Origin of the sequence: Bradyrhizobium sp. SZCCHNRI20481, from assembly GCF_032485055.1 — a bacterium.
GTDB lineage: Bacteria > Pseudomonadota > Alphaproteobacteria > Rhizobiales > Xanthobacteraceae > Bradyrhizobium.
Window position 1 is genome coordinate 26,105 of record NZ_JAUEUE010000026.1, and the last position, 26,165, is coordinate 52,269.

Annotated in this window: 26 protein-coding genes and 1 pseudogene; 16 read left to right on the top strand and 11 right to left on the bottom strand. The window is 66.0% G+C overall.

What is annotated here, in order from left to right; genetic code table 11:
* Positions 1–5: 5 nt before the first annotated feature.
* Positions 6–1,265, bottom strand: a complete 1,260-nt coding sequence (locus QX132_RS31735) for an Hsp70 family protein (protein WP_316163726.1) — start codon at positions 1,263–1,265, stop codon at positions 6–8.
* A 311-nt stretch (positions 1,266–1,576) separates the two neighbouring features.
* Between QX132_RS31735 and QX132_RS31740 the strand changes: the two genes are divergently transcribed.
* The 3 genes from QX132_RS31740 to QX132_RS31750 all read left to right on the top strand — a co-directional run bounded on the left by QX132_RS31740 (position 1,577) and on the right by QX132_RS31750 (position 5,994).
* Positions 1,577–2,977: a hypothetical protein gene (locus QX132_RS31740; RefSeq protein WP_316163727.1), complete on the top strand. Its 1,401-nt coding sequence runs from the start codon at positions 1,577–1,579 to the stop codon at positions 2,975–2,977.
* 426 nt (positions 2,978–3,403) lie between these two features.
* Positions 3,404–4,615: an APC family permease gene (locus QX132_RS31745; RefSeq protein WP_316163728.1), complete on the top strand. Its 1,212-nt coding sequence runs from the start codon at positions 3,404–3,406 to the stop codon at positions 4,613–4,615.
* An 83-nt stretch (positions 4,616–4,698) separates the two neighbouring features.
* On the top strand, positions 4,699–5,994 hold the full coding sequence (locus tag QX132_RS31750) for an MgtC/SapB family protein (protein WP_316163729.1): 1,296 nt from the start codon (positions 4,699–4,701) through the stop codon (positions 5,992–5,994).
* Between the two features lie 20 nt (positions 5,995–6,014).
* Here the strand turns inward: QX132_RS31750 and QX132_RS31755 are convergent, their stop codons facing one another.
* The 5 genes and pseudogenes from QX132_RS31755 to QX132_RS31775 form a co-directional block, all read right to left on the bottom strand.
* Entirely contained in the window at positions 6,015–7,976 is a 1,962-nt protein-coding gene (locus QX132_RS31755) for a putative bifunctional diguanylate cyclase/phosphodiesterase (RefSeq protein WP_316163730.1), read from the bottom strand.
* Between the two features lie 273 nt (positions 7,977–8,249).
* Entirely contained in the window at positions 8,250–8,807 is a 558-nt protein-coding gene (locus QX132_RS31760; protein WP_009025578.1) for an HNH endonuclease, read from the bottom strand.
* 222 nt (positions 8,808–9,029) lie between these two features.
* Positions 9,030–10,002 (bottom strand): annotated as a pseudogene (locus tag QX132_RS31765) (peptidyl-alpha-hydroxyglycine alpha-amidating lyase family protein).
* 75 nt (positions 10,003–10,077) lie between these two features.
* The gene (locus tag QX132_RS31770; protein ID WP_316163731.1) at positions 10,078–11,169 is read right to left on the bottom strand and encodes a DUF2855 family protein; all 1,092 of its coding nucleotides are present in this window, start codon (positions 11,167–11,169) and stop codon (positions 10,078–10,080) included.
* Positions 11,170–11,277: 108 nt separating this feature from the next.
* The gene (locus tag QX132_RS31775) at positions 11,278–11,931 is read right to left on the bottom strand and encodes a DNA-3-methyladenine glycosylase 2 family protein (RefSeq protein WP_315736198.1); all 654 of its coding nucleotides are present in this window, start codon (positions 11,929–11,931) and stop codon (positions 11,278–11,280) included.
* Between the two features lie 123 nt (positions 11,932–12,054).
* Between QX132_RS31775 and gluQRS the strand changes: the two genes are divergently transcribed.
* On the top strand, positions 12,055–12,924 hold the full coding sequence (gene gluQRS, locus QX132_RS31780; RefSeq protein WP_316163732.1) for a tRNA glutamyl-Q(34) synthetase GluQRS: 870 nt from the start codon (positions 12,055–12,057) through the stop codon (positions 12,922–12,924).
* Positions 12,925–13,482: 558 nt separating this feature from the next.
* On the top strand, positions 13,483–14,637 hold the full coding sequence (locus QX132_RS31785; protein ID WP_410052926.1) for an ATP-binding protein: 1,155 nt from the start codon (positions 13,483–13,485) through the stop codon (positions 14,635–14,637).
* On the opposite strand, the gene QX132_RS31790 is transcribed toward QX132_RS31785, so the two are convergent.
* Entirely contained in the window at positions 14,564–15,457 is an 894-nt protein-coding gene (locus tag QX132_RS31790) for a YihY/virulence factor BrkB family protein (protein ID WP_315736201.1), read from the bottom strand. The genes QX132_RS31785 and QX132_RS31790 overlap by 74 nt on opposite strands.
* Before the next feature lie 131 nt (positions 15,458–15,588).
* On the opposite strand from QX132_RS31790, the gene QX132_RS31795 reads away from it, so the two are divergent.
* The 6 genes from QX132_RS31795 to QX132_RS31820 all read left to right on the top strand — a co-directional run bounded on the left by QX132_RS31795 (position 15,589) and on the right by QX132_RS31820 (position 19,467).
* Positions 15,589–15,783: a twin transmembrane helix small protein gene (locus tag QX132_RS31795; RefSeq protein WP_015664263.1), complete on the top strand. Its 195-nt coding sequence runs from the start codon at positions 15,589–15,591 to the stop codon at positions 15,781–15,783.
* A gap of 44 nt (positions 15,784–15,827) precedes the next feature.
* Positions 15,828–16,400, top strand: coding sequence for a cob(I)yrinic acid a,c-diamide adenosyltransferase (locus tag QX132_RS31800; RefSeq protein ID WP_315736202.1), 573 nt, complete (start codon positions 15,828–15,830; stop codon positions 16,398–16,400).
* Positions 16,401–16,518: 118 nt separating this feature from the next.
* Entirely contained in the window at positions 16,519–17,268 is a 750-nt protein-coding gene (locus QX132_RS31805) for an electron transfer flavoprotein subunit beta/FixA family protein (RefSeq protein WP_315777790.1), read from the top strand.
* The gene (locus QX132_RS31810) at positions 17,268–18,212 is read left to right on the top strand and encodes an electron transfer flavoprotein subunit alpha/FixB family protein (protein ID WP_316163734.1); all 945 of its coding nucleotides are present in this window, start codon (positions 17,268–17,270) and stop codon (positions 18,210–18,212) included. The genes QX132_RS31805 and QX132_RS31810 overlap by 1 nt, the downstream gene beginning before the upstream one ends.
* A 99-nt stretch (positions 18,213–18,311) precedes the next feature.
* On the top strand, positions 18,312–19,190 hold the full coding sequence (locus QX132_RS31815; RefSeq protein WP_315736205.1) for a 3-hydroxybutyryl-CoA dehydrogenase: 879 nt from the start codon (positions 18,312–18,314) through the stop codon (positions 19,188–19,190).
* Positions 19,191–19,269: 79 nt separating this feature from the next.
* Complete coding sequence (locus QX132_RS31820) at positions 19,270–19,467, top strand: putative motility protein (RefSeq protein ID WP_315736206.1); 198 nt, start codon at positions 19,270–19,272, stop codon at positions 19,465–19,467.
* Positions 19,468–19,476: 9 nt separating this feature from the next.
* On the opposite strand, the gene tlpA is transcribed toward QX132_RS31820, so the two are convergent.
* Positions 19,477–20,166, bottom strand: a complete 690-nt coding sequence (gene tlpA / locus QX132_RS31825; protein ID WP_316163735.1) for a thiol:disulfide interchange protein TlpA — start codon at positions 20,164–20,166, stop codon at positions 19,477–19,479.
* A gap of 101 nt (positions 20,167–20,267) precedes the next feature.
* Here tlpA and argH point away from each other — a divergent pair, with 101 nt between their 5' ends.
* The 3 genes from argH (at position 20,268) to lysA (ending at position 23,642) form a co-directional block, all read left to right on the top strand.
* Entirely contained in the window at positions 20,268–21,659 is a 1,392-nt protein-coding gene (gene argH / locus QX132_RS31830; RefSeq protein ID WP_316163736.1) for an argininosuccinate lyase, read from the top strand.
* Between the two features lie 83 nt (positions 21,660–21,742).
* Positions 21,743–22,036, top strand: coding sequence for an LPS translocon maturation chaperone LptM (gene lptM, locus QX132_RS31835; RefSeq protein ID WP_316163737.1), 294 nt, complete (start codon positions 21,743–21,745; stop codon positions 22,034–22,036).
* 340 nt (positions 22,037–22,376) lie between these two features.
* Positions 22,377–23,642 (top strand): diaminopimelate decarboxylase, encoded by a 1,266-nt coding sequence (gene lysA, locus QX132_RS31840; RefSeq protein WP_316163738.1) that lies wholly within the window; start codon positions 22,377–22,379, stop codon positions 23,640–23,642.
* A 6-nt stretch (positions 23,643–23,648) separates the two neighbouring features.
* Here lysA and QX132_RS31845 read toward each other — a convergent pair whose 3' ends face one another.
* Positions 23,649–23,945 carry a type II toxin-antitoxin system RelE/ParE family toxin gene (locus tag QX132_RS31845; RefSeq protein ID WP_315736211.1) on the bottom strand — a complete coding sequence of 99 codons (297 nt, stop codon included), beginning with the start codon at positions 23,943–23,945 and terminating at the stop codon, positions 23,649–23,651.
* The gene (locus tag QX132_RS31850; RefSeq protein ID WP_315736212.1) at positions 23,938–24,150 is read right to left on the bottom strand and encodes a hypothetical protein; all 213 of its coding nucleotides are present in this window, start codon (positions 24,148–24,150) and stop codon (positions 23,938–23,940) included. Before QX132_RS31850 ends, QX132_RS31845 begins: the two co-directional genes overlap by 8 nt.
* A gap of 120 nt (positions 24,151–24,270) precedes the next feature.
* On the opposite strand from QX132_RS31850, the gene QX132_RS31855 reads away from it, so the two are divergent.
* Complete coding sequence (locus QX132_RS31855) at positions 24,271–24,594, top strand: addiction module antidote protein (RefSeq protein WP_315783050.1); 324 nt, start codon at positions 24,271–24,273, stop codon at positions 24,592–24,594.
* A gap of 15 nt (positions 24,595–24,609) precedes the next feature.
* On the opposite strand, the gene QX132_RS31860 is transcribed toward QX132_RS31855, so the two are convergent.
* Positions 24,610–24,927, bottom strand: coding sequence for a hypothetical protein (locus tag QX132_RS31860; protein WP_315736214.1), 318 nt, complete (start codon positions 24,925–24,927; stop codon positions 24,610–24,612).
* A gap of 107 nt (positions 24,928–25,034) precedes the next feature.
* On the opposite strand from QX132_RS31860, the gene argC reads away from it, so the two are divergent.
* Positions 25,035–26,009 carry an N-acetyl-gamma-glutamyl-phosphate reductase gene (argC, locus tag QX132_RS31865; protein ID WP_316163739.1) on the top strand — a complete coding sequence of 325 codons (975 nt, stop codon included), beginning with the start codon at positions 25,035–25,037 and terminating at the stop codon, positions 26,007–26,009.
* Positions 26,010–26,165: the final 156 nt, after the last annotated feature.

Below are 26,165 nucleotides of genomic sequence, written 5' to 3' on the forward strand. Positions count from 1 at the left end.
CGGGCTCAGCCGAACTTGCGCCGCGCGTCGAGCGCGAGCCCGATGCCGACGCTGCCGAGCAGGTCGGTCTCCGCGATGCGCGCCGCCGGAAACAGCGCCAGGATCGCCTGACGCAGCGCCGGCACCATGCTCGAGCCGCCGGTGAGGAAGATGGTGTTGATGGAAGCGGCCCCGACGCCGGCATCGTCGAGCAGCTTCGTCACGGTGCCGACGACGCGTTCGACGGAATCGGCGATGGCGCGGTCGAAATCCTTGCGCGTAAAGCGGATGCGGGCCCAGTCGTCCTTCTCCGACAGCACCGAGGTCAGCGACTTCGCCGCGGTCAGCGCGATCTTGGCCTGCTCGACGCCGATCGCAAGCGTATGGCCGCGATGCTCCTCCACCACCTTGATGAAGCGGTCGACCAGATCGCGCCGCTCGGCCTCGTAGCGGATCTGGTGCAGCTCGCCGATGACGCCCCTCTTGTAGAGCTGGTTGATGCGGTGCCAGGTGGCGAGCTCGTGATAATAGGCCGTCGGCAGCTCGCGCTTGCCGTCGGCGGTCCGGCTGCCATAGCCGAGATGCGGCATCACGCTTTTCAGGCTGAGAAGCCGGTCGAAATCGGTGCCGCCGATATGGATGCCGCCATTGGCGAGGATGTCGTCCTCGCGCTGCGCCTTGCTGCGCCGCTCGGGCGAGACGCGCACGATCGAGAAGTCCGAGGTGCCGCCGCCGATGTCGACGATCAGCACCAGCTCCTCGCGGGCGACCTGCTGCTCGTAGTCGAGCGCGGCGGCGATCGGCTCGTATTGGAACGCGATGTGCCTGAAACCCTGGTCGCGCGCGATTCCCTCCAGCGCGCTCTGCGCCTCCGCGTCGGCCGCGTCGTCCTTGTCGACGAAGCGGACGGGACGGCCGAGCACGACCTGATTAATCTCCCTGCCGAGCCGCGTCTCGATCTGCGTCTTCAGATGCGCGAAGAAGAAGCCGAGGATGCCGGCAAACGGCACCGCCTTCTGCCGGATATAGGTCTTCTCGTGAATCAGCGCGGTGCCGAGGATGCTCTTCAGCGCGCGCATGAAGCGGCCGTCGTGGCCGGTCAGATAGCGTTCGATCGCGCTGCGCCCGAACTGGGTGCCGTGATCCTCGAAATCGAAGAACATCGCACTCGGCAAGGTCCGCTGCTCGCCCTCCAGGGGGATGAGCTCTGCGGAGGCGGAATTGCTGAGGCCGACCGTGGTGTTCGAAGTGCCGAAGTCGATGCCACAATGGGCCGCTGCCGCCATGCTCGTCTCGTTTCCGTCCGGGGGGGCGGACCGCTTAGCCGTTTCGCACCGCAATGTCATGTGCGAATGTGAGCGGCCTAGCAATCATACGGTGGGCTGGGCATCATTGACTGCTGGCGGCGACATCGTCCCGTGACCGCGCTATTGCAGATTTGCGGGAGCTCAATTTCTCTCAGTTCGCGATGGCTCGACAGGCCTATCGCCAAGACCAATGCCGGGTCAAGAACCGGATTTGGTCCAAAGCGAAAATACTTCTGGCGTCGAATCGTCCTAAGATTGGTTGTAATCCCAATTTTGACTTGGAGTTTTAGATGACAAATTCCATTTATTCGAAGATTCAAGAGACGTTCGGCAGCCAACCCAGAGACGGCTCGAAGCAAGGCGCTCTTTGGCATCGTAGGAGAGAAATTGAAGGACGGTTGTCCCAGCTGATATCGGCTAGATCTCAGAACGTGTGCGTCGATGGTCCCACGGGAAGCGGAAAGTCCTCGGTGGCTCTCACGATGCTGAGCACGATTGGGCAGCCGTTCGTTTGGATCCCAGTCTACAATAGAATGTCATGGGCAGACTTCTGTGAAGAGATAGTAATCAAATATCGAGGAAGCCAGGGTGGCGGACGAAGTCGAAAATCTGTATCGCTTGAGATAGATTCGGCGAAGCCCCTTGCGGGCGGCGAACTGATAAATCCATTGAAGCTTCTTGATAGGCTCACTTTTGCCGCGAAGGACGCCGGAGCCAAAGTCTCGGAAGCACGTAAAGCAGCGAGAGACTGGAAAATCGCAGATGTGGAGGGGTTTATTGACGCTAGCGGGCATTGTCTGCTGATCGACGATTTTGAGAAGGCGCCCGATCCACTTGTTCAAGCGATCGCAGACCTTTGCAAACGGCTGACTACACGGCCAGTCCCGAAGTGCATCATAATTGGAACTGGTGATACCTTTGCTCGTCTATACCAGGCTGATGAGGGGCTCGACGGCAGGCTCGCAGAGTTGCCAGTCGCTTCATTCGGAAACGATCGCGAGGTTTGGAATTATCTAAATGACGGCTTCGATCGTTTGGATTTTGACAATCCGAGGTCGTTGCTTAGGAGTAAGCTTATAACTAAGGGTGAGGCTGATAGCTTGGAGATGGCGTTCTATGAGGCAGCCGATGGTATGCCAAAGTACATCAATGAGCTGGGTGTTCGAATATGTGAGAAGGTTCTTGATGAAAGCAATCCGGGAAGGAGAGTTAGGGTGTCGCCGACAGTGGCTGTTAGCCAAGCCGAGTTAATGTTGCAGGAAAATTTGAGCAGGTGCAACAAGCGAATTCGTGACGTTGAAGTCGAACTTCGAAAGAGTCTTGAGCTTCGTTTTGTTTTGAGGGCGATCTTTAAGATAGGTGCCAATGGAGTTCATGGTGTAGATAGGTTGGTTAGGTTTGTAATAGCATCTGAAGATGAGCATTTTTCGTACGACCAGTTCGTTGCGGGATTTGAGCGTCTTCGAAAGCTGGGCCTATACGTGCAAACTGGTAAGTCCGGTGAGGTAATCTTTGCCAAGGACCCAATGTTCTCTCATGTGTTGGGTTTGATATGCAGCGATCCAAACCGCTTCGGAAAAGATCCCAATGTGTTTGGGTTGGTTGGTCAACGAAGCTTCCCCTTGCTCGAATCGACCTCGCCGCAACGCGCCGCGCCGCTACTCAGCCCGCCCTTAGAGGAGAAAGAGTAGCTGCGCATCGTTCCTGTCCGACTCAATTGGCGTCGGGGGGCGCTGCTCGGCAGCTTCTGTCTTGTCGCATGGGGGCGACGGGCTTCAGCCGAGGCTCGGTCTTCCCTGCACCCTCTCGCTTGCGGAGAGGGCGTTCGATCAGCATGGCTCGGGCGGATTGCGCCGCGAGAGCGCGGGCGCATGTCATCGGAGGATCGCCTGATGAAGACCCGTCGCGACGCCTTGTCGGCCTGAGTGTTGCCCGGCGCGACTGCTTCGACGAAGCGCGTTGTGCTGACAGGCGGCCGAATGTCACGGCTCGCAGCGTCCGGCGCGTGTCCCGGATTGACCGGGATCAAGAGCGCTCGCGCTTGCTCCCTTAAGCCCCTACAACTCTGTTGTTCGTTGTGATCAAGAATGGACGTCGTGGTGCCGCAAGATCCAATCGTGCCTCCATCTGGCTTGCGGCGGCGGCTCGGACTGCCGCTGCTGGTCCTCTATGGCACGGGCGTAACCGTCGGAGCCGGCATCTACGTCCTGATCGGCGCGGTCGCCGGTCATGCAGGAGTCCATTCCTCCTGGGCCTTTGCGCTGGCGGCGTTCGTGATGGCGTTCACCGCCGCCTCCTATGCCGAGCTTGCGACCCGCTATCCCGTGAGCGCCGGCGAAGCCGCCTATGCCCGCGCGGCATTCAAGTCGCGGCTGTTGTCGACGGCGGTCGGCACGCTGCGGCTCGCCACCGGCATCATCGCGGCGGCCGCGGTGACGCTCGGCGGCGCCGGCTACATCCGGCAACTGATCGATCTGCCGACGCCGTTGATCGCGATGGCAATCGTGGTCGCGCTCGGCATGGTCGCGTCCTGGGGCATTCTCGAATCGGTGATGCTCGCCGGACTGCTGACCTTGATCGAGACCGGCGGACTGGTGTGGATCGTCGTTTCGGCCGTTCACTCCGGCGTCGCGTTCGGCCCTGCCTTGCTGACGCCGCCGCCGCTCGATCTCGGCGTTCTCTCAGGCATCACGTTCGCCGGCCTACTCGCGTTCTTCGCCTTCGTTGGCTTCGAGGACCTCGCCAACGTCGTGGAAGAGGCCAAGAGCCCGCAGCGAAGCATTCCGTGGGCGATGGCGCTCACGCTGCTGATCACCACGGTGCTTTATGTGCTGATTGCAGCGATTGCGGTGACCGCCGTGCCGCCGGGCACGCTGTCGGCCTCTTCCGCGCCGCTCAGCGTGGTGTTCAATGCCGTAGCGGGCATCAGTCCGGCCACCTTCAATGCGATCGCGATCGTGTCCACGCTCAACACCATTCTCGCCCAGATGACGATGACGGCCCGCGTCGTCTATGGCATGGCGGGGCAGGGCGACCTGCCGCGCATCGCCGGCCGCGTCGATCCGCGCACCGGAACGCCGCTGATCGCAACCGGGCTCGTCATGCTGGCGGTCGCGGTTCTCGCGCTGGCCTTCCCGCTGGAGCGGCTGGCGGAAGGCACCTCGCTCGCGACGCTGACGATCTTTGCCATCGTCAACCTGTGCCTGCTTCGTATTCGCATCCGGCGCATTGGATCGGATGCCGCCCATGTGCGGGTGCCGCTATGGGTCCCTGCGCTCGGTCTCATCACGTGTATGCTGATGATCGTCAGCGCGTTCGTCGCGCCTTGAGCCGGCCGGGAAGGAACTGTCAGCCCGATGTATCATGTTTCCCGATGGTCCCCGGCGTCGACCCGGCGATGTGATTCAGGACCATGTCGATGCCGGATGTCATGAGCCTCAATCCTGGGATCATCGCGATCGTCGTCGCGCTCGGCATCGGATTGCTGATCGGCTTGGAGCGCGAGCGTCGCAAGGGCGAAGGGCCCGGGCGCTCGCCCGCGGGCTTGCGGACCTTTGCCGTCGCCTCGCTGGCCGGCGCGGTGAGCATGCTGATCGGCGGCAAGGTGCTGCTGGCCATCGTCACCGCTGGAATCATGGTCCTCACGGCGATCGCCTATTGGCGTTCGCGCAGCGACGATCCGGGACTGACCTCGGAGGCGGCGCTGATCCTGACCGTCCTGCTCGGCGGCCTCGCCACCGAGCAACCTGCTCTGGCGGCGGGCGTCGCCGTCGTGCTGGCGGTGCTGCTGGCGGCCCGGCCGGTGCTGCACGACTTCGTCCGTTCGGTGCTCAGCGAGAGCGAGCTCAAGGACGGCCTGATCTTTGCCGCGGCCACGCTGGTCGTGCTGCCTCTGCTCCCGGATCAGCCGATCGGTCCGTACGGCGCGCTCAATCTGCGCGGCATCTGGACGCTCGTCGTCCTGATGATGGCGATCGGTGCCGCCGGACATGTCTCGATGCGTCTGCTCGGCGCACGCGGCGGGCTCGCCGTGTCCGGCTTCGCCTCGGGCTTCGTCTCCAGCACGGCCACGATCGGCGCGATGGGCGCGCGGGCGCGCAAGGCGCCGGAGCTCGGCGGTGCCGCGGCTGCGGGCGCGACATTGTCGACCGTCGCGACCATCGCTCAGCTCGCCGCGGTGCTGGCCGTCACCAGCCTGCCGGCGCTGCAGGCGCTGCTGGTTCCGCTGCTATGTGCCGGCGCGGCGGCGGCGATCTACGGTGCGATCTTCACGATCGTCGGCTTGCGGCAGAGCGGCTCCGCCGATCTGCCGCCCGGACACGCCTTCAGCCTGCCGGGCGCGCTGTTGCTGGCGCTGACGATCTCTGCGGTGTTGGTGCTGTCGGCCGCGTTGCGCGAGGCGTTCGGCGAAGCCGGCCTGGTGGCGAGCGCCGCCGTCGCCGGTCTCGTCGATACCCATGCGCCGGCGGCGGCCGCGGCTGCGCTCGCCGCATCGGGCAAGATCAGCGCGGCCGATGCCGTGGCTCCGGTGCTCGCGGCGCTGTCGACGAACACGATCAGCAAGATCGTGGTGGCGTGGACCAGCGGTGGGTCGTCCTTCGCCCTGCGTCTCGTCCCCGGACTCGTCCTCGTCATCGCCGCCGCGTGGGCCGGCGCCTTCGGACCGAGCCTTGCCCATGGTCTTGCCGATGTGCTGGTCCATCCGTGAGCGCGACGTCCGCGCCGCACCTACGCGCTGCGCGGCAAGCGCTCGACCGCGGCAGCAGCACCGCTGCGATGCTGGACGAGCCACGCGATGGCGTCGTCCTCCTTCATCGGCTTGCCATACAGCCAGCCCTGTCCATAGGAGCAGCCGAGCATGCGAAGGCACTCGGCATCCGCCTCGCTCTCGACGCCCTCGGCGATCATGCGGTGGCCGAGCGGCAGCGCCACCGCGGTGATGGCGGCGACGAGCTGCTGATCCCGTCGATTGCTGGCGATGCCGTGGATGAAGGAGCGGTCGACCTTGATGGTGTCGATCTCGACCGCCATCAGGTTGGCAATCGAGGAATGGCCGACGCCGAAATCGTCGATCGCAAGACCAAAGCCGTATTGGTCGATCAGCTTCAATTCGTCGGCGCAGCGCTTGGGATCGAACATCGCCTCTTCGGTCACCTCGATCTCGATCCGGTGGGGATCGACGCCGTAGCGCTCGGAGACGGTCTTGAGGGTCTGCGCTGGCGAGTGAAGCGGGAATTCCCGCGGCGAGACGTTGATCGATACCCGGATGCCGTGCGCCTTCTTGCGGTCGAGCGCGCGCAGGAACGCGCAGACGCGCTCGCCCACGAACTCCGTGAGCTGGCCGGACAGGCGCAATCGGATCGCCGCGGACACGATGTCCGGCGGCGGGATCAGTCCGGCGCTCGGGTGCTTCCAGCGCAGCAGCGCCTCGAACCCGATGACCTCCTGCGTGGCCATCGCGACCTGGGGCTGGAATTCGACGTGGAGCTCGCGGCGGGCCAGCGCGGCGGGGAGCTCCGCATCGAGCCGGCGCTGCAGCGTCAGCTCGGACTGCATCTTGGCGTCGAACACGCGCATGCAGCCGCGACCGTCGTCCTTGGCGCGATACAGCGCGACGTCGGCGCGGGCGGAGAGCTCTTCCAGATCGATCGAGCCTTCCGCATGCGCCGCGATGCCGATCGAGCAGCTGACGGGCAGCACCTGGCCCGCGATCGCGAGCGGCTGCGTGAGGGCGGCCATCAGCCATTCGGCGAGTGCGACGGATCGGCTCGCGACATCGTCACCCTGCATGACGACCACGAACTCGTCGCCGCCCAGGCGAACCGGCAGATCGTCGGCGTGGCAGGCGGACTGCAGCAGGGTGGCCACGGCCTGGATGACCCGGTCGCCGGCGTCGTGGCCGCGCGTATCGTTGATGGTCTTGAAGTTGTCGACGTCGATCAGGAGGAATGCGACCCCACGTCCGGAACGGCAGGCCGCGGCGGCCACGGTGCGGAAGTGACTGCGATTGGCGAGCCCGGTGAGCGAGTCAGTGCGAACCAGGCGCTCCAGGGCGTGGTTGGCCTCGGCGACGGATTCCGCCAGCACCGTCGCCTCGATGGCGGTATTCTGGCTCGCAATGAAGTTGCGCTCGCCGAGCCGCGATGCGCGGAACAGCATGAAGGTCAGGAATGCGACGTCGACCGCAACGATGTAGTCGACGTCGCTGCCCGAGATCAGCATCCGCAACACGGTCGAGCCCATCAGCGGCGCGCCGAAGGCGATCGCCATCGGCGAATAAGCAAGACTCTGGATGATGGCGCCGGTGGTGGTGCCGGCCATGATGAAGACGACGTCGTTGACGTTGTGCGCGCGGGAGAAGGCCGGCAGTGCGAGCGGGACGATCGCCCACAGCACTCCGCTGGCGAAAGCCATGATGGTGAGATTGCGCAGCACGCGCCGTGGATCGCGCTCGATCCGTCCGGAAGACTTCAGGTACGACACCCATCCAGCGCGGAGCGCCGCGAAGGTGATGGCGGCTGCCAGCCACCAGAAGATGAGCGTGCCCCCCTCTCTGAGATACAGTAACAGCGCCAGCGACGTTGCGATCGCCACATTGGCGAACAGCGTCAGGGAAATGTTCTGCAGCGAGCTCGCTGCCTGGGCTTTCGCGAGCGCCGCCGCTTTGCACTCGGTGATTGCGGTCTGCATGCGCGGAACGGACGGCCCTGCTGAATCGGTGACGGAAGCGGGCAGCCATGGCGGCGCCCAACGCGGCGACGCAGGAGCATGCTGAACAGGGGCCTAAGGTGGGGTTAATCCAGCCCATTATACCGCTGGACGGCCGAGCCATGCGGCGAGCCGTCTGGCCGATCGAGCCGGTGGTCGTCGACGTCGGACATCGATCACCCCCAGCCGGCACGGCCGTGCGAGCGCTTCCGCCATTTCACAGAGGTCCAACGACGACGACAAAGCGCCGATCCGCTACGGATCGAGCTCGGTGTCCCAATAGAGATAGTCGAGCCAGCTGTCGTGCAGGTAGTTCGGCGGAAACAGCCGGCCGTTGCGATGGAGCTGGTGGACGGTCGGCGCGTAGGGCGCCTGCTTGGGGAACATCTTGGCCTGCTGCGGGGTCAGATTGCCCTTCTTCAGATTGCAGGGCGAGCAGGCGGCGACGACGTTTTCCCAGGTGGTCTGGCCACCCTTGCTGCGGGGAATGACGTGGTCGAAGGTCAGGTCGTCGCCGGAGTGGCAGTACTGGCAGGCGAAGCGGTCGCGGAGGAAGACGTTGAAGCGGGTGAAGGCCGGATGCGTCGTCGGCTTCACGAAGGATTTCAGCGAAACCACGCTGGGCAGCTGGATCTCGAAGGAGGGACTTCGGATCGCTCTGTCGTAGTACTCGACAATGTTGACGCGATCGAGGAACACCGCCTTGATCGCGTCTTGCCACGACCAGAGAGACAGTGGGTAATAACTCAGCGGCCGGAAGTCCGCGTTCAGCACCAACACCGGCCAACCGCCTTGCGAGACATGTGCGTTCAAGTAACGCTCCTGGCCTCCATAACGGCTGCGAAGCAGCATGCCCTCACATACTACATGCAGCGTGACGGGATTGTGAAGCCCCAAGAATGGCTTGACACGGCTTCTCCCGTCTTTCGAGGCGGCGCCCGAAAGGCGTCAAAACGGCGGCAGAGCGATTTGCAGCTGCACTGCAAATCAGTCGCAGATCTGCGGTCGCCGCCCCAACTGGCTGGCGAGGCGTCGTCAGGCCTGGACACGCTCCAGCTTCTGCAGGCAGCGGTGGATGTTGACCTCGGCGGGCATCGGCCGGTCCGGGAAGCTTGTGCTCCAATTGGTGACGCCGACCTCGCCGACATAGATGTCGCCGCGGCTGTCGATCGCGAGCCCGTGCGGCGCCAGGAAACGGCCGGTTTCCAGCCCCGGACCGTGCTCGCCGCCCAGCCGCGCCAGCCGCTGACCGCCAGCATCCGTGATGGTCAGGCGAGGGCCGAGATTGGGGACGTTGAGGTTGACCGGCATGCCCGGACCGAGCTCACCGATGATGAAGGTCCTGCGCCCGGCGCCGCAGGCACACAGCGCACAGGGCCGGTGCAGATTGTTCCACTGCGTCTCGTAGCGGCCGTTGCCGTCGAAGATCTGGACGCGGTGGTTCTCGCGGTCGGCGACATAGACGAAGCCGTCGGCATCGGTCGCGATGTTGTGAACGATGTTGAACTGGCCGGGATCGGAGCCCGGCTCGCCCCAGCTGCGGATCAGCCGGCCGTCGGGGGTGTATTTGTGGACCCGCGCATTGCCGTAACCGTCGGAGACATAGATCTCGCCCGAGGGCGACAGCGCGGTGTGGGTGCAGCGGTTGAACGGCTCGCCGCTCATGAACGGGGTCGGACGCTTCGGCAGGCTGATGGTCAGCAGCACCGTCCCTTCCGGAGTGAATTTGCGGACGGTGTGGTCGCCATCATCGGTGCAGTACAGATTGTCGTCGCCGTCGATCGACAGGCCATGGGCGCGGCTGAACAGGCCCTCGCCAAAGCTCCTGATGAAATTGCCGTCGCGGTCGAACACGATCATCGGATGGGCGCCGCGATTGAAGGCGTAGACACGGTCCTTGCTGTCCACGGCAACCGAGGCGACGTCGGTCAGCGCCCAGCCTTCGGGCAGCGGCCCAGTCCTTGACGACGCGATAGCTGTGCTCGCCAGAACCGACAATGGGGGACATGCGGTGGCCTCCGGGAATTCGCGCAATCCAAGTTGCCGCAAGGCTACACGCGACCGGCACCCGGCGGAAAGCGCCTCATGCTGCCATCGTGAGCATGTGCCCCTGATCCGGCGGAATGCGTCCCTGCAACGTGTCGAGATAGACGCGCCGCACCGCGTCGGGACCGCGTCCGTCGACGATCGTGAGCCAGCCGTCGAGCCGCGGAGCGAAGTCCCGCCACGCCGCGCCGAGCCGCGCCTCGATGCCGCCCGGTCCCCATTCCTTGGCGCGCTTCCTGATCTGGTCAGGCGCGAAGAACCAGGTGGGCCGGGCGCCGGAAAGCGTCTCGACATCATCGCTGCCGTCCTGATGCGTCAGGCCGATGCGGCCGGAATAGACGAGGTTGTCGCCGTAGTGTCGATGCAGCGCCGCGCGCAGACTGGCATTGCCGGCCATGTCGACGAAGGCCGCGCGCGACGTCGCGTCGAGCATGTCGACCGCGTCGTAGGTCACGACCTCGTCGTAGCAGCCGAGCGAGCGGACGAAGGCGGCATTCGATGACGAGGTCAGCCCGATCACGCGGATGTCCTTGCGCCGCGTATGCAGGAGGTAGGCGAGTCCGAACGCGGTCTTGCTCGAGGCCGAGGACAGGATGACGGTTGTGGCGCCGAAATGAGCCTGTTCGGCGAGGAAGTCGTCGACCAGGAACGACAGCATGAACAGCGGGCGCAGCAGGGCCTGATGATCGCCGTGCCGTCCGGCAAAGGCGGGATCGTCGCCGACCCGCGCATAGGCGTTGTAGACCGGCGCGACGCCCTGCCGGTGTGCGGCCGCGTCGCGCAGGCCGCGCTTGCCGACGTCGGCGGCCTCGATGACGAGATGCGTCGCCATCGGGAAGTAGCCGAACAGGCGCTCGCCTTCCGCGACGGCAGGATGGCGGGAGGCGATCACGTCGCCGAAGCCCCACACGGGAATGATGCCGAAGCCGTCGGGCGCAGGAAACAGTTGCCAATATTTCAACTGCTCGCCGAGCAGCGCGTAGGTGATGTTGTTGGCGGTGAAGGCGAAGCGGTCGACCTTCACCAGCAGCGCCTCGGCGGGAAGCGCGTCGCCATCGGGAAGCTCGGTGACGATCGTCTTGCACTGCTGCAGATCGCTGCGTGCGACGATGAAATCGGACGATTGCATGATGAAGACCCCGGCCATGCGATGATGTGCGTCGTGGTGCGATCCTGGCCGACATCGATGACCGTTTTGCAACCCCAACTTTGTTTGAAACGGCGTTCACCGGAGTTGTTAGTTCGCCGATGCGATGACGCCCTCGCGCTTCTTGACCACGCGGTAATAGCTCCACCACAGGTGCGCCGCCGCGCCGCGCAGCGGGCGCCACGATTCGGCCAGCGGCATCATCTGCTTGGCCGTAGGCCGCGCCGCAAGGCCGAGCCCGACCTTGACCGCCTCCTGCACGGCGAGGTCGCCGGCCGGCCAGGCATCGCCATGGCCGAGGCAGAACAGCAGGTAGACGTCGGCGGTCCACGGTCCGATGCCGGGCAGGGTCGTCAAGGTGGCGTGGGCCGCATCGGCGTCCTCATTGGCGAGCACGTCGAGATTGAGCCGCCCGGCGCCAAGCTCGCGCGCGATGTGCTTCAGCGTCTTGATCTTGGCCGCAGAGAGACCGAGCCGTCCCAGCCGGTCGGCGCGGGCGCGGCGGATGGCGTCGGCATCGAACGGATCGAATGCCGCCTGCAGCCGGCCCCAGATCGCGGCCGCGCTGGCGGTCGACAGTTGCTGGCCGCAGACGATGTGCGCGATCCCGGCAAAGCCTGGCTCGCGCCGCCGCAGCGCCGGCATGCCGGCGGCGGCGAGGATCGGCGCCAGCCGCGCGTCCTGCTTCACCAGGTCGCGGATCGCATCCTCGAGGATGTCCTGGCTGTCGAGGTGAAGGGTCATCTCAGTGCGACCTTTTCCATTGTCATGCGCGGGCTTGACCCGCGTATCCATCTCGGATCGAACGAGCCGGCGAAGAATGATCGTCGGACCACGCCAGCTCAAGTCCGGCAAGGACGAGATGACATGCCACCCGTTTTCCGATTCGCCCCCAGCCCCAACGGCTATCTGCATCTCGGCCACGCTTTTTCGGCGCTGTTGAACTTCCAATGCGCGCAGCGGAGCGGCGGCCGCTTGCTGCTGCGCATCGAGGACATCGACCCGACCCGCTGCCGCCCCGAGTTCGAGCAGGCGATCTATGAGGACCTCGCCTGGCTCGGCATCACCTGGGAGCAGCCGGTGCGGCGGCAATCGGAGCACCTCGCCGAGTATCGCGCTGCGCTGGAGCGGCTGCAGGGCATGGGGCTGGTCTATCCGAGCTTCGAGAGCCGGGCCGAGGTCGCGCGGATGGTCGCGCAACGGGATGCAGAGGGGAGGTGGCCGTGCGATCCGGATGGCGCGCCGCTCTATCCGGGGACCGCGACCTCGCTCTCCGGAGCGCGCCGTGCGGCACTGATGGCCGGCGGCGCGCCCTATGCCTTGCGGCTCGACATGGTCGCTGCGGTCGCGCGCGCGGGCCGGGCGGCCTGGGACGAGCACGGCGCCGGGCCTTCGGGCGAGAGTGGCAGGGTCGAAGCAAGGCCGGAGGCCTGGGGGGATGTGATTCTGGCGCGCAAGGAGACGCCGACCAGCTATCACCTCTCCGTCGTGATCGACGACGCCCTGCAGGGGGTGACGGAGGTGGTGCGTGGACAGGACCTGTTTCATGCCACGAGCGTCCACCGGCTGCTGCAGGTCCTGCTCGGCCTGCCGGCCCCGGCCTATCGGCATCACCAACTGATTCGCGACGCGCAGGGCCACAAGCTGTCCAAGTCCACCCAGGCGACGGGATTGCGCGCCTTGCGCGCGGAAGGCGTCTCGCCGACGGAAATCCGACACAGGATCGGCATGGTCTAGCCGTGTCCTGTCCGCAGCCCTGATATCTCCGAATGTTTCCGGCGGGGACAACCTCCGGGGCATCGTGACACCCGGAAACGACCGTGCCATGCTGCTCAATGGCGCGGGTAATCGGGAGCTTCAATCGAAAGCGGCACGACGAGACATGACAGTACAAGTGCCCCTTCGTTTTTCGGAGTTCATGTCACAGGGGCCATGATGAAGCGCGTTCGGAAGATGAGTACGGGGCGTCGGGCCCGACCGGCCAAGCCGGCTGCGCCCAGGCCCGCCGGCGCGTCCAGAGCGCCCGCTGAAAAGGCGTCCTCCAGGACGACATCCGTCAGGATGCCGTCGCCCGCAGCACAAGCGCCGAAGACACAAACGCCGAAGACCAAGGCCGCGAAGGCGGCGCCGGCTAAGGAGCGCGCCAAGGCGCGACCGCTCAAGAAGCACGTTCCTCAGGTCACGGCGATGGCGGGGAGCCGGCGAAGCGCGGCCAAGTCCGGAGTGAGGAAGCCCGAAGCCGCGAAGTCAGTGCCCAGGGCTGGCGCCGGATCACCAGGGGTCGTCGAAGCCGCGCTGGCGGTGTTCGCCCATGAGGTGCGGACGCCGCTGACAGGCATTCTCGCCATCAGCGACCTGCTTGCCACCTCCGAGCTCGGCGAGCGCGAGCGGCGCTGGGTCGATACGATCAAGGCCGGCGCGGAGCATCTGTCGAGCCTCGCCACCCTGTTCGTCGATGCCGCCAAGGACGAGACCGCCGGCGCGCTGCTGCGTGAGGATCTGTTCGATCTGCGCGTGCTGGCGCGGGCCGCCGGAGACTCGCTGTCGGGCCGCGCCGCCGCCAAGGGGCTGGATGTCAAGGTCCACGTCTCCGACGACTTGCCGGGACTCGTGTTCGGCGATCCCGTGCGGCTGCGCGCTGCGCTGGAGAACCTGATCGACAATGCGGTGAAGTTCACCGAGCAGGGCGGCGTCGCGCTGGAGGTCGTTCCCGCACGTCGCGGCGGTCGCGGCAAGCCGAGCACGAGCGCAGGCCGAGGCGCGAACAGGGGCCGCGCCGCGATCGCCTTCCACGTCTCGGATTCGGGCATCGGCCTGACCCTGAAGGAGATCAAGCGGCTGTTCCGCCCGTTCAGCCAAGCCAATGTCTCGATCGCCTCGCGCTTCGGCGGCGCCGGCCTCGGCCTGTCCTCGGTCCGGCAGCTGGCGCGCGCGATGGGGGGCGACGTCGCCGTGGCGCCGCATGAAGGCGGCGGCACGACCTTCACGCTGACCGTGACGCTGACCGTTGCGGCCGCGCCGCACACCGCGGCGGGCGGATCGGAGAATGGCGTGACCCTGGCGCCGACCAGGCCGTTGCGCATCCTCGGGGTCGAGGACAATCCGTTCGGCCGCGTGGTGCTCAACACCATCCTCAACGAGCTCGGCCACCAGGCCGAGTTCATCGGCCGTGGCGAGGCGGCGCCGGAGCGGATCGCGGCCGGCAATTACGATGCGGTGCTGATGGACATGGTGCTGCCCGGCATCAACGGCGTCGAGGCGATTGCTCGCATTCGCAAGCTGGACGCGCCCCAAGGGACTATCCCGATCATCGGCGTGTCCGGACGCGGCGAGGACGAGGCGGCCTCGCGCGCTGCCGGCGCGGACGCGTTCCTGCTCAAGCCCGTTTCGCCGCGGGCTCTAGCGACTGCGCTTCTTGGAGCGATACGCCGCGCGGCAGCCGCGACTTGATGATCGAGGCGTTCAACTCGCCGCCATACACGAAAATCGCGGCGATGAAATACAGGAACACCAGCGCGATGATCACCGATGCGAGCCCCGCATACATCGTGACGTAGTTGTTGGCGAAGCGCGCCAGATACTGGCCGAACACGATGCCCGACACCAGCGAGGCGACGAAGGTGAAGACGATGCCGGGCACGATCTGCATGAAGCTGCGCCGGCCCGCCGGCAGCCAGGCGTGCAGGATGAACAGCGCGACGATCAGCGCGCTGATGGTGATGCCGTAGCGCGACAGGTTGACGAAGCGCTCGTTGGCTTCGACCGCCAGCGGCAAATAGCGCCGGGCTGTGGCCAGCATCAGCGGGCCGAGCACGATCAGGAACGACATCGCCAGCGCCGTGAACGCGGCGACCAGGGTGTAGCCGATCGATTCCAGCCGCAGCCAGTACCAGCGGCGCTGCTCGATCACGCCATAGGCGCGGTTGAGCGCGACCCGCAGCGCCTCGACGCCGTTCGAGGCGAAGTAGACCGCGAGCACGGCGCCGATGGTCAGCGCATCGGTCCGGGTCGTGGTCAGCACGTCGTGGATCTCGCCGGTCAGCGCATCCGCCACCTGCGCCGGCCAGGTCTCGAGCATCAGGGTGGCGGCCTGGTCGGCCAGGTCCTTGGAGCCGAGAAAGCCGGCGAGCGAGGTCAGGACGATCAGGAACGGAAACAGCGCCATCAGCGTCGACAGCGCGATATGGCTGGCGATCGCCCAGCCGTCGTCGGCGAGGAAGGTGTAGAACGCGTCCATGACGACGTGGAAGATGTAGCGAAGCGCCTTCACCTGTCCCTGCACTCCGCAAAAGAAACTTGGTTTGTACAATCCGATATTACGGGTCCAAAAGCCAGAAGTTGCAGCGCCGGCCGCGCGGATCCGCCATGGCGCTCTTGCGTCTGCGGTGTTATCTAGCCCCGATGGCTTCACTTCTCGGTAAATTCATCCTTCCCATCGCCGTCGGCGCGGTCGCCCTTGTGCTGTTTCTCGGCCTCGTCAACATGACGCGCGGCGGCTCGCCGAACCTGTCGCAGAAGCTGATGCGCTGGCGGGTGATCCTGCAGTTCGTCGCGGTCGTCATTGCCATGGCGGCGATCTGGGCGATGGGGCGCTGAGACCGAGACGCCGAGGCGTCGAGAAACGGACGTTGAGAAGCAGCATGGTGGTCCTGAATCGCATCTACACGCGGACCGGTGACGACGGCACGACCGCGCTCGGCAATGGCGAGCGCCGTCCCAAGTACGATCTGCGCGTCTCCGCCTATGGAACCGTCGACGAGACCAACGCTGCGATCGGCGTGGTCCGGCTGCATCTGGCCGATGCGCCCGAGATCGATGCGATGCTCGGCCTGATCCAGAACGATCTGTTCGACCTCGGCGCCGATCTGGCCGTGCCGCAGCGCGAGGGCAAGGCGGAGCGGCTGCGCGTCGTCGCCAGCCAGGTCGACCGCCTGGAGCGTGACATCGATACGCTGAACGAACGGCTCTCGCCGCTGACGTCGTTCGTGCTGCCCGGGGGAACCGCGGCGGCGGCGCATCTGCATGTGGCGCGTACCATTTGCCGCAGGGCGGAACGGATCATGACGGAGCTCGCCGGCAAGCCCGACGAGCCGGTCAGCGAGGCCGCCATTCGTTATATGAACCGGTTGTCGGATTTCCTGTTCGTGGCGAGCCGGGCCGCGAACCGGAACGGCGCCGGCGACGTGTTGTGGGTGCCCGGGCAAAACCGTTAACCCGGCGGCGTGCGGGCCTGCGTTTTTTCGCCCGTCGCGCGTTGACCGGGGGGGATGGGGGCTTTAGGTTCCGCGCCCGAAAGGTCAACCCCGGACAATTTAGAGCGAAAGAGGATCGATGAAGGTTCTGGTGCCGGTCAAGCGGGTGGTCGATTACAACGTCAAGGTCCGCGTCAAGAGCGACGGATCGGGCGTTGAGCTCGCCAACGTCAAGATGTCGATGAATCCGTTCGACGAGATCGCCGTCGAGGAAGCGCTGCGGCTGAAGGAAGCCGGCAAGGCGACCGAGGTGGTGGTGGTCTCGATCGGCCCCGCGCAGGCCTCGGAGACGATCCGCACGGCGCTCGCGATGGGCGCGGACCGCGGCATCCTGGTCAAGGCCGAGGGCAACGTGGAACCGCTGGCGGTCGCCAAGATCCTCAAGGCCGTCGCCCAGGAGGAGCAGCCGGGCCTGATCATCCTCGGCAAGCAGGCGATCGACGACGACTCGAACCAGACCGGCCAGATGCTGGCGGCGCTGCTCGGCTGGGCGCAGGCGACCTTCGCCTCCAAGCTCGAGGTCGACGGCTCCGACTTCAAGGTCACCCGCGAGGTCGATGGCGGCCTGCAGACCGTGAAGCTGAAGGGGCCGGCGATCGTCACCACCGACCTGCGCCTCAACGAGCCGCGCTATGCGTCGCTGCCGAACATCATGAAGGCGAAGAAGAAGCCGATCGCCGAGAAGACCGCCGCCGACACCGGCGTCGATCTCACGCCGCGGCTCGAGGTGCTCAAGACCACCGAGCCGGCGGGCCGCAAGGCCGGCGTCAAGGTCAAGGACGTCGCCGAGCTCGTCAACAAACTCAAGACCGAGGCGGGGGTGCTCTGATGGCCACGCTGCTGATTGCCGAACACGACAATGCCGGGATCAAGGACGCGACCAACAAGGCGCTGACGGCGGCCACTGCCCTCGGCGCCGATGTCGACGTGCTGGTCGCGGGCCAGGGCGCCAAGGGCGCGGCGGATGCCGCCGCCAAGCTCGCCGGCGTCAAGAAGGTGCTGCTGGCCGACGACGCGGCGTACACGCACGATCTCGCCGAGCCGCTCGCCGACCTCGTCGTCAAGCTCGCCGCGAACTACGACGCGATCGTTGCGCCCGCGACCTCGCGCTTCAAGAACGTGATGCCGCGTATCGCGGCGCTGCTCGACGTGATGCAGGTGTCGGAGATCATCAAGGTCGTCGCGCCCGATACGTTCGAGCGGCCGATCTATGCCGGCAACGCCATCCAGACCGTGAAGTCGAAGGACGCCAAGAAGGTCATCACCGTGCGCACCTCGACCTTCGCCGCGGCAGGCGAGGGTGGCAGCGCGTCGGTCGAGACCGTCGCGGCGGCCGGCGATCCGGCGCTGTCGACCTTCGTCGGCGAGGAGGTCGCCAAGAGCGACCGTCCCGAGCTGACCTCGGCCAAGATCATCGTCTCCGGCGGTCGCGCGATGCAGAGCCGCGAGAACTTCGCCAAATACATCGAGCCGCTGGCTGACAAGCTCGGCGCCGGCGTCGGCGCCTCGCGTGCCGCGGTCGACGCAGGCTACGCGCCGAACGACTGGCAGGTCGGCCAGACCGGCAAGGTCGTGGCGCCGGAGCTCTATGTCGCGGTCGGCATTTCAGGCGCCATTCAGCATCTGGCCGGCATGAAGGACTCCAAGGTGATCGTCGCGATCAACAAGGACGAGGACGCGCCGATCTTCCAGGTGGCTGATTACGGCCTAGTGGCCGATCTCTACCAGGCGGTCCCCGAGCTGACCGAGGCGCTCGGCAAGCTCGGCAAATAACGCTGCTGGCACCGGCCGCATGGGACCGCGGCGGCCGGTGTTCTCACTTCCAAGGGCATGGACGGGCGCAGCAGGCGTGCCGTCCGGGTGGATGACAACATGGCTCAGATCAACAAGCTCGGTGTGATCGGCGCAGGACAGATGGGCAACGGCATCGCGCATGTCGCCGCGCTGGCCGGGCTCGACGTGGTGCTCAACGACGTCACTGCCGACCGGTTGAAGTCGGGCATGGCCACCATCAACGGCAACCTGACCCGTCAGGTCGCCAAGAAGGTCATCTCCGAGGAGGCCCGCAATCAGGCGCTCGGCCATATCTCGATCACCGAAACCCTCGACGGCCTGGCCGATTGCGATCTCGTCATCGAGACGGCGATCGAGAAGGAGGACGTCAAGCGCAAGATCTTCCACGATCTGTGCGCGGTGCTGAAGCCGGAGGCAATCATCGCCTCCAACACCTCGTCGATCTCGATCACCCGGCTCGCCGCCTGCACCGACCGCCCCGAGCGCTTCATCGGCATCCATTTCATGAACCCGGTTCCGCTGATGGAGCTGGTGGAGCTGATCCGCGGCATCGCCACCGACGACGCCACCTTCGAGGCGGCCAAGGAGTTCGTCGGGCGGCTCGGCAAGCAGGTCGCCGTCTCCGAGGATTTCCCGGCGTTCATCGTCAACCGCGTCCTGCTGCCGATGATCAACGAGGCGATCTACACGCTGTATGAGGGCGTCGGGAACGTCGAGGCGATCGATGCGGCGATGAAGCTCGGCGCGCATCACCCGATGGGCCCGCTGGAGCTTGCCGATTTCATCGGTCTCGATACCTGTCTGTCCATCATGCAGGTGCTGCACGAGGGGCTGGCGGACTCCAAATACCGGCCGTGTCCGCTGCTGGTGAAATACGTCGAGGCCGGCTGGCTCGGCCGCAAGACGCAGCGCGGTTTCTACGACTATCGCGGCCCCAAGCCGGTGCCGACGCGCTAGATTTCCCGCCACCGCGGCTCCCTCGATACGCTTCGTTAAGCCTCCTCGGCTAGCGTGTGCCCCAGAGAGGTAAGCGCGTATGGATATGAGCTTGGTGGCTGCGGTCATGGCGCAGCAGACGGGTGCGATTCAGCAGCAGGTCGCGACGTCCGTGATGAAGCAGAACCTGAACGCCCAGAAGGATGCGGTCATGACGCTGCTCGGCGGCGCGCAGCAGACATTGTCGCTCGCCAATGCCGGCCCCGGCGTCGGCGGCAACCTCAACATCGCCGCCTGATATCTCTGGTTACAGTCCCGCGGCCGCCTTCGTCGTCGCCGCCTGGATCAGCTTGATCGCGTCGGCGCTGTCCCATTCGGCGGGGCCGGCGATGGTGGCGATCTCGCAGCCATTGCCGTCGACCAGCACCGAGGTCGGCATGCCCAGCGCGCGGCCGACCGCCTTCAGGTCCTGGAACACCTTGGCCTTCTGGTCGCTGAAATAGGCGAGCTGCGTCAGCTTGGCGTCGTTGAGGAACGCCTTCGGCTTGTCCGGATCGCGGGTATCGATGTTGACCGCGACCACCTGGAAGGCGTCGCTGCCGAGCCTGGCCTGCAGCGAGTCCAGCGCCGGCATCTCCTTGCGGCACGGCACGCACCATGTCGCCCAGAGGTTCAATAACACCGTCTTGCCGCGGAAATCCGACAGCTTCTTCGACGCGCCTGCGGCGTCCTCGAAGGCGAGATCCGGCAGCCGCAGCGGCACTGTTGCCGCCGTCAGCGCCGCCACCTCGCCCTTGATCAGCGGCGCGATCCGCTTGGCGGTGGCGACCGCCGCCTGGCACGCCTGGTCGCCCGACGGCCGTCCCTTCAGCAATCCGCCAAAGGCCACCGCGGCGATGCCGGCCGCGGCGACGACCGCGACGGCACTGGCCGCGAGCAGCGTCCGGCGCGAGCGGGCGGGGCGGGCAGGGGACGGGTCAGGCTTATCGTTTGTCATCTCGGGTCGGTTGCGGCTATCAGGAGCGCGAGTTTCGGGGCGGCGCCGGACGGCGTGTCCCATCCCATGGCGGTCAGCAAGGTCTAAGAAGCGGTTCAGGCATGAGCAACAAGATGTGGGGCGGACGGTTCTCGGAGCGTCCCGACGCGATCATGGAGGACATCAACGTCTCGATCGACGTCGATCGCCACCTCTACGCACAGGACATTGCCGCTTCCAAGGCGCATGCCGCCATGCTCGCCGCCCAGGGCATCATCACCGCGACTGATGCGAAAAATATCGGCAAGGGTCTAGACACGATTCTGTCAGAGATCACCAAGGGTTCGTTCGAGTTCAAGCGGGCGCTGGAAGACATTCACATGAATGTCGAGAGCCGGCTCAGCGAGCTGATCGGCCCGGCCGCGGGCCGCCTGCACACCGCGCGCTCGCGCAACGACCAGGTTGCAACCGACTTCCGCCTGTTCGTGCGCGACACCATCGACGACATCGACGCCGCGCTGGCCGCCTACCAGCACGCGCTCGCGACCCGCGCGCTCGATTACGCCGGCACGGTCATGCCCGGCTTCACCCATCTGCAGACCGCGCAGCCGGTCACCTTCGGCCACCACCTGCTGGCCTATGTCGAGATGGCCGGGCGCGACCGCGGCCGCTTCCTCGACGCCCGCAAGCGCCTCAATGAATCGCCGCTGGGGGCTGCCGCGCTCGCCGGCACCTCGTTCCCGATCGACCGCCACGCCACCGCCGAGGCGCTCGGCTTCGAGCGCCCGATGGCCAATTCGCTGGACGCCGTGTCCGACCGCGATTTCGTGCTGGAGACCCTGTCGGCCGCCTCGATCTGCGCCGTGCACCTGTCGCGCTTCGCCGAGGAGATCGTGATCTGGACCTCGCCTTTGGTCGGCCTGATCAAGCTGTCGGACAAGTTCACCACCGGCTCCTCGATCATGCCGCAGAAGCGCAATCCCGACGCCGCCGAGCTGGTCCGCGCCAAGACCGGCCGCGTCGTCGGCGCGCTGAACGGGCTGCTGATCGTGATGAAGGGCCTGCCGCTCGCCTATCAGAAGGACATGCAGGAGGATAAGCAGGGCGCGATGGAGGCGTTCGCGGCGCTGTCGCTCGCCATCCGCGCCATGACCGGCATGGCGCTCGACCTCGTCCCGGACGAGGCCCGGATGAAGGCCGCCGCCGGCGAGGGCTATGCGACGGCGACCGACCTCGCCGACTGGCTGGTCCGCACCCTGAAGATGCCGTTCCGCGAGGCCCACCACGTCACGGGGCGGATCGTCGCGCTCGCCTCCAAGCAGGGCGTCGCGCTGCACGAGCTGCCGCTGCAGGCGATGCAGGAGGTCGAGCCGAAAATATCAGCCGAGGTGCTCGGCGTGCTCTCGGTCGAGTCCTCCGTGAAGAGCCGTACCAGCTTCGGCGGCACCGCGCCGAAGAACGTGGCCGCGCAGGCCAAAGCCTGGCTGAAGCGGCTGGAAAAACAGCGAAAGTAGGGCTGCTGTCCGAAATTTGACCGGCTTGGCGTGGCACTCCGGCACTCGCCACATCGGGGCAATCTCTGTATGGTGCCGCCCGCATGGGGATCTCACACGTGAATCGCAGTCGCCGTCCGCTGTCCGTAGCCCGCGCCCTCCTCGTCGTGGGCGCCGCAGCCCTTCTGCTCGCCGCCTGCGGGCGCAAGGGCCCGTTGGACCTGCCGGCGAATTCCCCGCCGGCGCCGCAGATGTCGGCCGCTCCCGCCGACACCGCGACGGAAGCTGCGAACAAGCCTGGCCTGTTCAACTCCGGCTACGGCGCCGACGCCGCCCCCGCCGCCACCCGCGGCCAGAAGAAACCCTTCATCCTCGACCCGCTGCTCGACAGCAAATAGCGGCTGACGCGCCCGCGACGGGCACCACCCCTTCTCCGGGGGAGATCGCATCCGACCGACGCCTGCGCAGGCACCTAGGCCGCCACCGTCCTTCGAGACGCCCGCCTCCGGCGGGCTCCTCAGGACGAGGACTGAACTTGTGGCGCGACCTGGCCCCCGGCGAGATCTCCACCCTCATGGTGAGGAGCGCCGCGCGCGGCGCGTCTCGAACCATGAGGCCCGGACGGCGCGGCATCTGTGCCTCGGCGAGGACGGCAGCTTCAATTGACATTCCCGCTCATTTCCCGGCAATTCGCCGCCACAATCCACCTTCTCGCGGCCCCGTGCGCGGATCAGACCCATGAATCATTTCGACTACCGCGACGGCGTGCTGCACGCCGAGGCCGTCAATCTCACCTCACTCGCCGCCACCGTCGGCACGCCGTTCTACTGCTACTCCACCGCGACCCTGGAGCGGCACTACCGCGTGTTCGCGGACGCCTTCACCGGCCAGGACGTGCTGATCTGCTACGCGATGAAGGCCAACTCCAACCAGTCGGTGCTGCGCACGCTGGCGAAACTCGGCGCCGGCGCCGACGTCGTCTCCGGCGGTGAATTGAAGCGCGCGCTGGCGGCCGGCATCCCCTCGCGCAAGATCGTGTTCTCCGGCGTCGGCAAGACCGAGGCCGAGCTGCGCGCCGCGCTCGCGGCCGACATCCACTGCCTCAACATCGAGTCCGAGCCCGAGCTCGATCTGCTGGCGCGCCTCGCGGTCGAGACCGGCCACACCGCCCGCATCTCCGTGCGCGTCAACCCCGATGTCGATGCCGGCACCCACGCCAAAATCTCGACCGGCAAGTCGGAAAACAAGTTCGGCATTCCGCTGGAGCACGCCCGCCGCGTCTATGCCCGCGCGGCGAAGATGCCGGGCATCAAGGTCACCGGCGTCGACGTCCATATCGGCAGCCAGATCACCGATCTCGGCCCGATGGAGACGGCGTTCCGCATCCTCACCGAGTTCGTGCAGACCCTGCGCGCCGACGGCCACGACATCTCCCATGTCGATTTCGGCGGCGGCCTCGGCATTCCCTATCACATGGACCGCGCGGTGCCGCCGGAGCCGGCGGCCTATGCCGCCATGGTCAAGCGCGTCAGCCACAATCTCGGCTGCACCCTGATGTTCGAGCCCGGCCGCATGATCGTCGGCAATGCCGGCATCCTCGTCGCCAAGGTGATCTATGTGAAGCATGGCGAGGCCAAGAACTTCGTCATCATCGACGCCGCGATGAACGACCTGATCCGCCCGACGCTCTACGAGGCGCATCACGACATCCTGCCCGTCAAGCAGCCCGCGCCGAATGCGCCTGCTTTCATAGCCGACGTCGTCGGCCCGGTGTGCGAAAGCGGCGACTACCTCGCGCTCGACCGCGCGCTGCCCGAGCCCGCGCCGGGCGACCTCCTCGCCATCATGACCGCAGGCGCCTACGGCGCCGTGCAGGCCTGCACCTACAACACCCGCGCCCTGGTGCCCGAGGTCCTGGTCAAGGGCGACCAGTCCGCCGTGATCCGGCCACGGATCGAGGTCGAGCAGCTGATCGCGATGGATACGCCGGCGCCGTGGCTGTGAGGACGATCAATCGAACAGATCGGGCCTGATCTCGCGCGAGTGATGCATGATGGCGCGGATCACGACGCCGTCGCGATCTTCGGTGTAGAACACGATATGCGCCTGGAACCGAAACCGCCGGTGCCCGGGCGCAATATCGTCCACACTCGCACCGATCCGCGGAAAATTCGCCAGCAGATCGAACGTCCGCTCGAGCCCGGCATGGTAGGCGTCGGCTTGGTACGTACCAAAAGTGCTGTTCGTATAATCGTAGATTTCAAGCAGATCAGCCTCGGCGCGGGCTGAGAGCTTGAACTCAGCCACGGCGAGCCGCCGCCCGCCGTTGTGCCTCGGCGCGAATATCGCTCATGGTCGAGCTGCTGATGCGCGCGCAATCGGTATGCTGCAGCACTTCGCGGTAGCGCGCGAGCTGCTCGTCGCGGCTCAAAGCCTGCCATTCGGCAAGCTCGGCTTCGCTCGGCGGCAGCGCGGAAGGCATTGCACGGGTGGTAGCGTCGGTCATATCCATGAAATAGCACGGGCCACCGGGAGATGCGAGGGGGGCCGGTCTGCCGCAGCGCGACAAGCGCACCCAGGACAGGGACATCCGGAACGCCCAGGACCTCGCGGCGACATTGGAGGATTGAGGATGAAGATCAGCAAGCTCAAGACATTCGACGCCGCTGAGCATCTCCGCACCCCGGCCGCCCGCGCGGAGTATCTCAACCTCGTGCTCGCCGACGGTGATCCCGCCGAGGTCCGCGACGCGCTCAATCTCGTCGCCCGCGCGCAGGGCATGAGCCAGGTTGCCAAGGCCGTCGGCGTGACGCGGGAAGGGCTCTACAAGACGCTCGGCGAGAACGGCAACCCGGAGTTTGCGACCGTCCTGCGGATCATCAATGCGATGGGAATCCGGTTGACGGCCGAGCCGGCCCGCGCCAAGCCGAAGACGAAAGCCGCGGCGTCGCGGTGATCATCCGCGTCGCCATCATCTCGGACGTCGTTCGAGACACGCGACGATCTCACCGATGACGGCCTGTAGCAGTCGATGGCTCGACAGGGCATCCTGAGGCGCGCTCTGAGCCGGGCTACGCCACCAATACGCTTCCCAGTCCTGGTCGCTCATCTCCATCGTCGAAATGTCCCGAAGCTCGGCCAGCAGTGGTTCAAGCTCGTCGTCCCCAAAGAACTCGATCAGGAAGACGCCCAGCTCATCTTCCGATGCGAAGACTTTCGACACCCCCTGAAAAAGCCCGCCGGCCATTCGATCGAAGAGCGGATATCGGCTTGGATCGATGGTGCTCATTGTTGTTCTTCACCCCTTGCGGGCAGGACCCGGGATACCGCATATGGCCCCGCCAGCCGGTTACCTCACTCAACCCGTTCCGTCACTCTACCAGCAGGACCCCACCCATGAGCATTCGCGTCGGCATCGTCGGGATCAGCGGTTTTGGCGGCGGCGAGGCGATGCGTCTGGTCGCGGGGCATCCGGCGTTCGAGCTGGTCTACGCCGCGGGCGAGGGCAGCGCCGGCAGCCGGCTGGTGGATCGCTTTCCCGGCGTGCCGGCCGAGCTCGCCGATCTCGTGATCGAGAAGTGGGACCCCGCGCGCCTGCCGAAGCTCGACGTGCTGTTCGCTTCGCTCCCCACCGGCGCCTCGAGGGATGCGCTGGCGCGCGTGCCGGCGGACGTGAAGATCGTCGACATCGGCGGCGACCACCGCTACGTCGACGGCTGGACCTACGGCCTCGCCGACGTCTGGCCCAAGGAGATCGCAGGCAAGACCCGCATCGCCAATCCCGGCTGCTTCCCCGCGGCGGCGCTGACCCCGCTGGCGCCGCTGCTCGCCGAGAGACTGATCTCGCCCGACAACATCGTGATCGACGCCAAGACCGGCATCTCCGGCGCCGGCCGCGGCGGCGACAGCAAATTCGGCTACGCCGAGAGCAACGAGAACCTGATCCCCTACGGCCTGCTCAAGCACGTCCACATGCCCGAGATCGAAAGCACCATCGGGCGCCTCAGCGGCGGCAGCGCCGCCGGCCTCGTGTTCACGCCGCATCTGGTACCGATGACCCGCGGCATCCTCGCCACCATCTACGCCCGCGGCCGCGCCACGACGGCGCAATGCCTCGACGTCGCCCGCCGCTTCTACGAAGGCAGCGCCTTCGTCCGCGTCACCGACAAGCCGCCGCAGACCAAATGGGCCACCGGCTCCAACCTCGCCTTCGTCAGCTACGCCGCCGACCCCGACCGCAACCTGGTGATCGCGCTTGGCGTCGTCGACAATCTCGGCAAGGGCGCGGCCGGACAGGCGGTGCAGAACGCGAATCTGATGTGCGGGCTGCCGGAGACGGCCGGGCTGGAGGGGGCGCCGGTTTGGCCGTGACGATTGATCCCGGTATGCAGTGGCCGGTCAAGGCGACAGGGCCGCAGTGATCGCACCTCGGAAACCACAACATTTTGTGGCGAGATGGTATTATAAAACCGTAAACATGATGTGACCCTCGCTTTACGCAAAGAATCACGATAAAAATCGGATCTC